This is a genomic window from Streptomyces beijiangensis, assembly GCF_017315755.1.
Taxonomy (GTDB): Bacteria; Actinomycetota; Actinomycetes; order Streptomycetales; family Streptomycetaceae; genus Streptomyces; species Streptomyces beijiangensis.
In genome coordinates this window covers 1-8,413 of sequence record NZ_JAFLRJ010000311.1, presented here as the reverse complement: position 1 = coordinate 8,413, position 8,413 = coordinate 1, and the positions used below count along the sequence as shown (strand labels likewise).

At 69.5% G+C, this 8,413-nt stretch carries 8 protein-coding genes and 2 pseudogenes; 7 read left to right on the top strand and 3 right to left on the bottom strand.

Translation table 11 applies throughout. From position 1 onward, the window contains the following. From J0695_RS28270 to J0695_RS28260, 3 genes and pseudogenes are all read left to right on the top strand, one after another. Window positions 1-673 (top strand): annotated as a pseudogene (locus J0695_RS28270) (transposase family protein); the annotation flags it as partial. Between the two features lie 108 nt (window positions 674-781). Next, on the top strand, window positions 782-961 hold the full coding sequence (locus tag J0695_RS28265) for a hypothetical protein (protein WP_206966659.1): 180 nt from the start codon (window positions 782-784) through the stop codon (window positions 959-961). A 233-nt stretch (window positions 962-1,194) separates the two neighbouring features. Continuing rightward, window positions 1,195-1,836 (top strand): class I SAM-dependent methyltransferase, encoded by a 642-nt coding sequence (locus J0695_RS28260; RefSeq protein WP_206966657.1) that lies wholly within the window; start codon window positions 1,195-1,197, stop codon window positions 1,834-1,836. Window positions 1,837-1,909: 73 nt separating this feature from the next. On the opposite strand, the gene J0695_RS28255 is transcribed toward J0695_RS28260, so the two are convergent. Together J0695_RS28255 and J0695_RS28250 are read right to left on the bottom strand one after the other, a co-directional pair. Then, window positions 1,910-2,611, bottom strand: coding sequence for a DUF2218 domain-containing protein (locus J0695_RS28255; protein ID WP_206966655.1), 702 nt, complete (start codon window positions 2,609-2,611; stop codon window positions 1,910-1,912). A 206-nt stretch (window positions 2,612-2,817) separates the two neighbouring features. Continuing rightward, the gene (locus J0695_RS28250) at window positions 2,818-3,444 is read right to left on the bottom strand and encodes a class I SAM-dependent methyltransferase (protein WP_206966652.1); all 627 of its coding nucleotides are present in this window, start codon (window positions 3,442-3,444) and stop codon (window positions 2,818-2,820) included. Window positions 3,445-3,587: 143 nt separating this feature from the next. Between J0695_RS28250 and J0695_RS28245 the strand changes: the two genes are divergently transcribed. Beyond that, window positions 3,588-4,160: a TetR/AcrR family transcriptional regulator gene (locus J0695_RS28245; protein ID WP_206966650.1), complete on the top strand. Its 573-nt coding sequence runs from the start codon at window positions 3,588-3,590 to the stop codon at window positions 4,158-4,160. A 259-nt stretch (window positions 4,161-4,419) separates the two neighbouring features. Beyond that, entirely contained in the window at window positions 4,420-4,569 is a 150-nt protein-coding gene (locus J0695_RS28240) for a hypothetical protein (RefSeq protein ID WP_206966661.1), read from the top strand. A gap of 111 nt (window positions 4,570-4,680) precedes the next feature. On the opposite strand, the gene J0695_RS28235 is transcribed toward J0695_RS28240, so the two are convergent. After that, the gene (locus J0695_RS28235; RefSeq protein WP_206966649.1) at window positions 4,681-5,991 is read right to left on the bottom strand and encodes an MFS transporter; all 1,311 of its coding nucleotides are present in this window, start codon (window positions 5,989-5,991) and stop codon (window positions 4,681-4,683) included. A gap of 89 nt (window positions 5,992-6,080) precedes the next feature. Here J0695_RS28235 and J0695_RS28230 point away from each other — a divergent pair, with 89 nt between their 5' ends. Next, entirely contained in the window at window positions 6,081-7,058 is a 978-nt protein-coding gene (locus J0695_RS28230) for a winged helix-turn-helix domain-containing protein (RefSeq protein ID WP_206966647.1), read from the top strand. Between the two features lie 335 nt (window positions 7,059-7,393). Beyond that, window positions 7,394-8,381 (top strand): annotated as a pseudogene (locus J0695_RS28225) (ISKra4 family transposase); the annotation flags it as partial. Window positions 8,382-8,413 lie beyond the last annotated feature (32 nt).

The window sequence follows — 8,413 nt, the reverse complement described above, 5'->3', positions numbered from 1 at the left end:
CCCGATCGTGCGGCAGACCCGACGGCCCTGGAGGAACGTGGCTTGGGTTATGTCCTCGCGGTGGCCTGCTCGGCCGAAGTGGCCGCTCAAGCCGGCAAGTTCCGCGCCGAAGCACTGGCCAAGAAGCTCCCGAAGAGAGCCTGGCAGAAGCTGTCCGCCGGACGCGGAGCGAAGGGCGACCGCTTCTACGACTGGGCTGTCATCGACCTCGCTGACCCGGCTCCGGGCTACCGTCAGCTGCTGATCCGACGCAGCCGCACCACCAGGGAACGCGCCTACTACCGCTGCCACTCCATCGGTCCCGCTGCACACCCTCGTCAGGACGGTCGGCTCCCGGTGGAGGGTCGAGGAGACCTTCCAGACCGAGAAGGGCCTGGCCGGGCTCGATGAAGACCAAGTCCGCCGCTATCCCCCCTGGAGCCGCTGGGTCACCCTTGCCATGCTCGCCCACGCCTTCCTGGCCGTCGTCCGCGCCGAGGAACGCGCCCGTCGGCCAGGCCCCGACGACCTGATCCCGCTGACTTGCAACGAGATCCAGCACCTGTTCCTCACCATCACGGTTCGGCCCCTCCACGGCCTCGCTCACCAGCTCGGCTGGTCCGACTGGCGACTTCGCCACCAGGCGCGATCACAGACCAGCCACTACCGGCAGCAAGCCGCGTCCCAGACATGAAGATCACGATCTACAGCTGGAGTATTCGCCGTCGGTACCGTCGCTCTCCTCCGCCACATCGGAGAGAGCGCGCAGCAGCAGCGCTGACGAGGTGGCTCCCGGGGCCTGGTGTCCGACGCTGTACTGCGAAGTAGCGGGCCCGGCCCCGGGGCCGTCTGCGCGGTCCAGGGTGAGAGCGCGTTCGTCCGGTGGCTGGCCGAACAGCGCACGGAGGAACCGCACTTCGGCGACCTCAAGCGCAGCGACGCCCTTACCGCACTGCGCACTGCCCAGGACGCTCCGGAGTAGAGGTCCGTCACCCGCCAGACGAAGACGGCGCGGGGGAGCGCGTACGTCCGGCGGTTCCTGCGCACCGGCGGAAGGGACATGCTCCGCGTGATGGTCGGCGCCCCCAGTGTCAGCCACAACCACGATGGCCACGGCGGCCACGACTGAGCCTCGGAACACCTCCACCCGAGGGTGGGGCCCCTGTCCACCCCCAGGCCGATCCTGCACTGCCCAGCCGATGCTCAACTGGTCCCATGAGCCCTCTGCTGCCCCGCGTCCTGCCCAGCCCCGAAGGAAAACCGCTGCCGCCGAAAGACACCGCAGAGGCGTTCCGGGCCTTCGCCCGCGACCTGGCCGCCGGCCGGCGTTCCTGGACGAGAGAGGCAGCCGGTTTCCTGGCCGGCCTGTTCGACCAGCTCGCCAGCTCCTGGGACACCGACCAGGCCACCGGCCGAGACGATCCCGTACGCGACGCACTCGCTCGCGGCGGCCCCTTCCCCCACGGCACCTGCCTGGAACTCGGCTCCGGCACCGGCCTGTTCACCCCCGCGCTCGCGACGGCCTTCACCACCGTGATCAGCATTGACCTGTCCGAGCAGATGCTCCGCCAGGCCGCCGGACGCTCACCGGCCCGCGTACGCGCCGACGCCGGCGCCCTGCCGAGCGCCGACGCCTCGGTGGCGGTCGTCGCCGCCATCGACATGCTCCTGTTCCCCGACGAGATGGCCCGTGTTCTGGCCCCGGCCGGCGTACTGCTGTGGATCAACCAGCTCGGGCAGGACGGCCCCCTGTACCTGCCGGCCGAAGACGTCGCCGCCGCTCTCCCCGGCCGGTGGACTGCAGTTGAAGCCGCTGCGGGCTGGGGAAGCTGGGCCGCACTGCGACGTACCCGCTGACCTCCGGTTCAGGGCGCAGACGAGAACGCTCATCAGCGGCCCCGCCCTGCGCGCCGCAGCATGCTGGGCGATCTCAGACTGGCACCCATTCCGCCTTGAGACCTTCCCGGCCGGCGAACCGCTCGATGTCGCTGCCGATGATCTGCTGCATCCGGGCCAGATTCGCGGTATCCGTAGCCTCAAGGACGAGGAGCAGGTGCTCAGGCTCCGCGGTCAGCCGGCAGGTGCCCATGGCGTCGGGGAATTCGATCACACCTTCCGGCGGGTTCCACTCCGCACGCGGGGTCATCCGGGCGGCATGGCTGCACAGTTGCTTGGCATACCGCTCGCCCCTCGGCGTCGGGATACGGGCTTCGGACCTCGTCATCGGCTTCTCGTTCCCGGAGTTCCTCCTTGACCTTCCCTGTGTGGAACCGGCTGCGGCCTTGAGATGGCCGGCGGCGAAGGCAGCATGCGTGGCGAGCCCGGCCCGGCGGAGATGGGGCGCGCTGCCGTCTCTCTTGCCCAGTGGTGCGCCTGCTCCGTCCACGGCGAGCTGCTTCTCGAGATCGTGGGGCGCTTCATGTCGTACCGCCGCACGACGCCCCCGCATCCGGCGGGCGGCGAAGTACCCGAAAGCAATAATCTTCACCAGGACGGCCGCCAAGACGATGTTCGCCGCCCAGCCTGTCCATGCCGAAGCCTCCATCGCGGCTCCTCCCAGCCCCAGATGCACGGCGACGACCAGGGCCCCGACCACGATGTAGCCCGTCGTGCGGAGCCGCGTTCGACGCAACGTGCCGCCTTTCGGGGGTGGAGGAAGGGGGCCAGAGCCCTCGCCGGATGGCACGGGCGAGGCGTGGGATTCGTAGGTCGGCATAGCCATTCCTTGTCTCGGGTTCCTGCATCGGGCGGGCGCAGTGGTGCGAGCGTGTCGAGTTCGCGCGACCCGCCCGGTGTTTGTCGGGTGCGGCGGTCAAGCCCGCACACTCGGCAGGAAGTTCAGATCCTCGTGGCGGTGGTCAGCCAGGCGCGGACACTGTTCGGGTCGGTGGTGATATCGATCGTGCTGGGTTCGATGGAGTCCACCCGCCATCCGTCGGCGAAGGAGGTTTCGATCTCGGCCTGCGTCACCCGGTGGACCCGTTGCCAGGTGTCGCCTGGCTGCTGGTCGCTGAAGCAGAGCATGAAGCAGCGGCCACCCGGCGGTACGACGGAGCGCAGGCTGTCCAGGTAGGCGCCACGGTCCTGGGCGCTGAAGATGTGGAAGAGGCCGCAGTCCAGCACGGTGTCGAACCACTCGCCGAGCCCGGCCAGTTGTCGGGCATCCCACGACAGAAACCGCGCCGTCAGGTCCCGCTCGTGTGCCTTCGCCTCGGCCGCACGCAGTGCCGTGGTGGCGAGGTCGATTCCGGTGGCATCAAGGCCCAGGCCCGCAGACATGAGCACGTGCTCGCCGGTCCCGCAGCCGGCATCCAGCACCCGGCCCCGGATGGCACCCGCGTCGGCGAGGGCACGGAACGCCGGCTGGGGCCGACCGATGTCCCACGGCGGCGGGGTTGCATACAGGTCCTCGGGGCCTTTCCGGCCCGCAGAGCCAGCGTGCGGAGATATGGGTGAACCGGCCATGAGCACGTCCTCGTCTCAGCTCGCGATCGTCCGGATCCCATGGCCCGGACCTCCCGTCGTATCTGACAGCATCAGATTTATCGAGACAACATGTCGCTGTCAATCCATAGTGTCGCCCCAATGGCGCCGCGTACACTGGCGGGGTGCCGAAGCTGTGGAACGAGACGATCGAGGCGCACCGCCGTTCGGTGCGCGACGCGATCCTGGACGTCACGGCCGAGCTGGTGTCCGAGCAGGGGCTGCGGGCGGTGACGATGTCGCAGATCGCGGAACGGGCCGGCATCGGGCGGGCCACGCTGTACAAGTACTTCCCAGACGTCGAAGCGATCCTGCTTGCCTGGCACGGACGCCAGATCACAGCCCATCTCGCCCATCTCGCCGAAGTCCGCGACCAGGCCGACGGCGCCGACGGGCGACTCGAAGCTGTCCTGACGGCCTACGCCCTCATCGCCCGCACAACCCACGGGCACCACGGCACGGAACTCTCCAGCTTCCTGCACCGCGACGAGCATGTCGGCCACGCGGATCAGCACCTCCGCGAAATGATCCGGGACCTCCTGGCGGAGGGGGCGGCGAACGGCACTCTCCGCAACGACGTCGCACCCGCCGAACTCGCGAACTACTGCCTCCACGCCCTCGCCGCAGCCGGCACCCTGCCCTCCAAAGCAGCGGTCCACCGACTCGTCACCGTCACCCTGGCCGGACTGCGCCCTTAGGTGAACGAAGGCAACCCCCGGACGTCGCGGTGTCAGCTGGCCCGTATTCACCGAGGTCGGCAACCATGAACCCTTGCCTGGACTCGCCGGATCGGCATCCATGTGACGGCGTCGGCGATCCGGGGGTTCCCCGGGCAGTGTGTGTGCCGGAGAGAACCGCATCCGGTACCGCGTGTGCGGTGCCGGATGCGAGTGAGCGGGCTGTGCTTGCAGGCCTTCCGTCAGAGCGCGGAAGTTGCGCAGGCGCAGGCTGTTGGTGATGACGAACACGGGGGAGAGGCCATGGCGGCTCCTCACCTTCATCCCCTCCCTCGGCACCGCACTCTCCGGCGCCCGAACCGAAGAGGGTGGCCTGGCCTCCGGCATCGTCAACACCAGGTTCTTCTGCACCCTCAGGTCGGTGAGGTAACGCAGCGGGGCACCGATCGCCGCGCCCAACGCCACGAACAACCAGTTCACTTCGACTTCTCCCGTCCGGGTGGGGTGCGTGACGGTTCGTGGCCGACCCGGCCTGCGACGGTTACTGCGCAGGAGAACTACGCGCATGCTGTTCGGTGCCGTTCCCCGATCCCGTTGAGTGGTTCGGGACCGGGGAGGGGGGCGGGTGCCAGGTGAGAATCCAGCCGGCGGTAAGTGCCGCCGCGCCGCCTGCCAGGGCGATTGCGCCGCCTGTTCCGATGCCTGCGGCCACCGAGCCGAAGCAGGCCGGCCCGACGCCCTGCAGCGTCGTGCCACCGGAGCCGAGCAGACCGAAGGCCTGGCCCTGGCCATCGTGCGGCAGGGCGTCCAGGAACGGCCTTTGCAGGCCGAGACCGTAGGCGAATCCGAAGCCGCAGAGCAGCAGCAGGCAGGACGAGACGCCCACTCCGGGTTCGGCGGCGAAGCCGGCCAGCGGCAGTCCCATCAGTGCAATCAGCGGGACTACCAGTCGCTCCCGGGTGGGTGGCCGTAGGAGTCGGCCCACCAGCAGGTCGCCGACCAACATGCCGACCGGCAGACAGCCCATCAGCGCCGCGTACCAGCCGGGCGCGAAGTGGTGTCCTCCGGCGTAGGCGATGATCAGGCCTTCCGCGCCCGCTACGAACGCGGGCGGTAGCCACTGGGCCAGCATCAGTCGTCGCACCGTACGTTCGCGCAGCAGCAGGCCGGCACCGTGCAGGCTTGCCCGGACGGCCCCGCCATCGCTCCGAGCGCTGCCGGGTGTACCGCCGAACTCTCCCGGCTCCAGCCGGGGCAGCCGGATGCGGACAGCGAGCGCGCAGCCGAGGTAAAGGGCGGCGCTGACCGCGAGTGCCCGGTGCGGGCCGAGTGCCGCGACGGCCGCACCTCCCAGTGCCAGACCGAACAATTGCGCGCCGGAGGCAGCGATGTTGTTCAGTGAACGGCCCAGTACATAGGCGTCGCCCTCCAGGCACTGCGCGACCAGCCGACTCGACGCGCCGTGAAACACCGGTGTGGCGAGGGCGACCAGCGCCACGACACCGAGGCTTGCCACGACCGGCATCCGCACCAGGGCGAGCAGCAGGGCGGCGGCGCACGTCAAGGCGTAGCCGCCGGTGATGAGCGCGCGGGGCGGCAGTTGGTCGGCCAGTGAGCCCAGCAGCAGCGAGCCGAACAGCTGCGGGATGAAGCCGATGCCGAAGGCCAGTGCGCTCAGCAGCGCGGAGCCGGTGGCCGAGAAGACCAGCACCGAGAACGTGGTGATCCGCAGCGAGTCCGCAGTGATCGCGACGGCACGGGTCGAGAAGAGCAGCCGGAATCGCGGCTCGGCCAGCACCTCCCGGTAGGTGGCGCGGTGGTTGCCCTGCGCGGGCTCGGCGGTTGGGATCATGACGCCCAGCCTCGCCGTGGGCAAACACCACGCACCAATGATTCGTCGCTGGACGAATCGGAACAGACGTCCTTCGATAGCATGACAGGGTGCTCCGCTTCGAAGTCTCCGTCGAGGACCTGCTGCGCAGCCGTTTCGCACTGTCGCCCGCACTGGACCTCGTCCTCCTGCTGCGCTCGCTCGCCGGCCGAGAGCGGCCGCTGCCGCGAGCCTGGGCCGCCCTGCTCCTGCCGGTCTTTGAACGGCTTCGGCGCGAGACCGAACTGAACGCCGTCCTCGCCCTGCAGACCCCGCAAGGCGGACCGAATTTCGTCGCCCCGCCGCCGCGCGGCTTCAACCAGACCTGGGCAGACGACCTGGCCGTGATCCGGGCCACACCGCTGGAAGCGGCCCGCCACGAATTCGCCACCACTGCGACCGGCCTGTCCGCCCGCGATCCCCGCGTACGCGCAGTGCTGGACTCGACGGACGCTGTCTCCAGGATCGCCGAGGCGATGGACCAGGCGTGGCACGAGCTGCTCGCCGCGGACTGGCCGCAACTGCGCGCGATCTGTGAGCGCGATGTCGTGCACCGGGTGGGTGTGATCGGCGAACACGGCTGGGCCACGGCCATCGAGAGCCTGCACCCGGGCATCGCCTGGCGCGCCGGCGGTATCGAGATCGGCTTCTTCCGAGGCGGAACAGTCCGCCTCGCCGGCGACGGGCTCCTGCTGATCCCTTCGGTCTTCGTCGGGAACATCGCCGCGCAGCTGGAAGACCCCTGGCCCAGGACCTTGGTCTATCCAGCCCGCGGCACCGCCGCCCTGTGGAGCGAACAGGAGACCGTCCCTCAACCGGATGCGCTGACCGCTCTGGTCGGCCGGGCCCGAGCCCGGCTGCTGTTGGCGCTAGACGCCCCGGCCAGTACCAGCCACCTCGCCCGAAGCCTCGCCATGGCACCCGGCGCGGTAGGAGACCACCTCGCCATCCTGCGAGGCGCGGGGCTGCTCGTCCGCGCCCGGTCTGGACGGTCGGTGCTCTACCGGCGCACCCCGCTCGGCGAGGCACTGGTCGCCGGTTCGGGCTGAGGGCTCAGATCAGCACTGCTTCTTTGAGGCGTCGCCAGCAGATGATTGCGCAGCTGATGGTGAGGAAGGCCTGGTGGATGTCGGCGCGGATTTCCCAGCGGGATCAATCGCCTCAAGCGCCACCGGGCCGTGGCCACGGGGTACGACAAACCCGCCGTCCGCGACGAAACAACCGTGCTGGTCGCGGCCATCAATGCGTGGCTGTGACCGCACGGCCGCACCGGCCTTCAGTTAACCCTTTGCCGAGGAACCGATCGGCCAGCTAAGTGCTCCCAGCTGTCCGTGTTGGTCCGGACCGGCGCTGTCGACGAGGAGGTTTGGAGCACATGTGCAGGAGTGCCTACGCGGTGAGGATTCCCACCCCGTGCACCCGCAAGATGCCGCTGGTCCTCCAGATCGACGGCAAGGGCGTGGTGATGCGGCCCGAGGCCCTGCGCGAAGCCACCCGCCGGGCTGCGGCCAAGAGCGCGGCGGCCGGGCGGCGCGGACGCCTGGCTCCGGGTGAAAAGCCCAACCGCAAACGGATGGCGACGGTGGCCTGCGTCTTCGACACCACCCCCGCCCCGCGCAGGCCGCACGACATCATCCACCCACCCGGCGGCCGCACCGAGAGTCGGCCGCCGCGGCCGGGCCCGAAAGCGGAGTGCAAGTGGTGCACCACATCGGTGATTCGACCGCCGGAACAGATCGTCGCTGACGCCTTTGCCCAGGCCACCGCCCGCGACCCGCAGCACCTGCGGGACTGGATCCTGCTTGTCGACGGCGCCCGCCACCAACTCGACCTGACCCACACTGAAGCCGCCTGCCGCGGGATCCGCCTGAACCTCCTGCTCGACTTCGTGCACGTCGCCGAGTACTGCTGGACGGCGGCGCACGCTTTCCATCCGGTGGGCAGCCGCGAGACTGAGACCTGGGCCGCGGACAAACTCACCGCGGTCCTTGCCGGACACGCGGAGCGCGCCGCAACTGAAATGGCCGCCCGGGCCGCGGTCGAACAAATCTCCGCCGCCCGCCGCGAGGCGGTCACCACCTGCCACCGCTACCTCACCGGCCACCTCGACCAGCTTCACTACGACGCCGCCCTCAAGGCGGGCTGGCCGATCGCCACCGGTGCCGGTGAAGGAGCCTGCCGCCACCTGATCGCCGACCGCCTCGACATCACCGGCGCCGGCTGGGAACTCGACGGCGCCGAAGCCATCCTCCAACTCCGCGCACTGATCACGAACGGCGACTTCGAGAACTACTGGTGCTACCACGGGCGGCGCGAACACCAACAGCCTCCACCTCACCCCTGACCAGCAGAACTACAACCTCACTGCTTGATCCCGACGATCACTTCAGAGGATCCGCACCCA

Bases quoted from the DNA above. Each gene is read 5' to 3' on its own strand.
- J0695_RS28260 (WP_206966657.1), top strand. From the start codon at position 1,195: ATGAGCCCTCTGCTGCCCCGCGTCCTGCCCAGCCCCGAAGGAAAACCG.
- J0695_RS28250 (WP_206966652.1), bottom strand. From the start codon at position 3,444: ATGGCCGGTTCACCCATATCTCCGCACGCTGGCTCTGCGGGCCGGAAA.
- J0695_RS28240 (WP_206966661.1), top strand. From the start codon at position 4,420: ATGACGAACACGGGGGAGAGGCCATGGCGGCTCCTCACCTTCATCCCC.
- J0695_RS28235 (WP_206966649.1), bottom strand. From the start codon at position 5,991: ATGATCCCAACCGCCGAGCCCGCGCAGGGCAACCACCGCGCCACCTAC.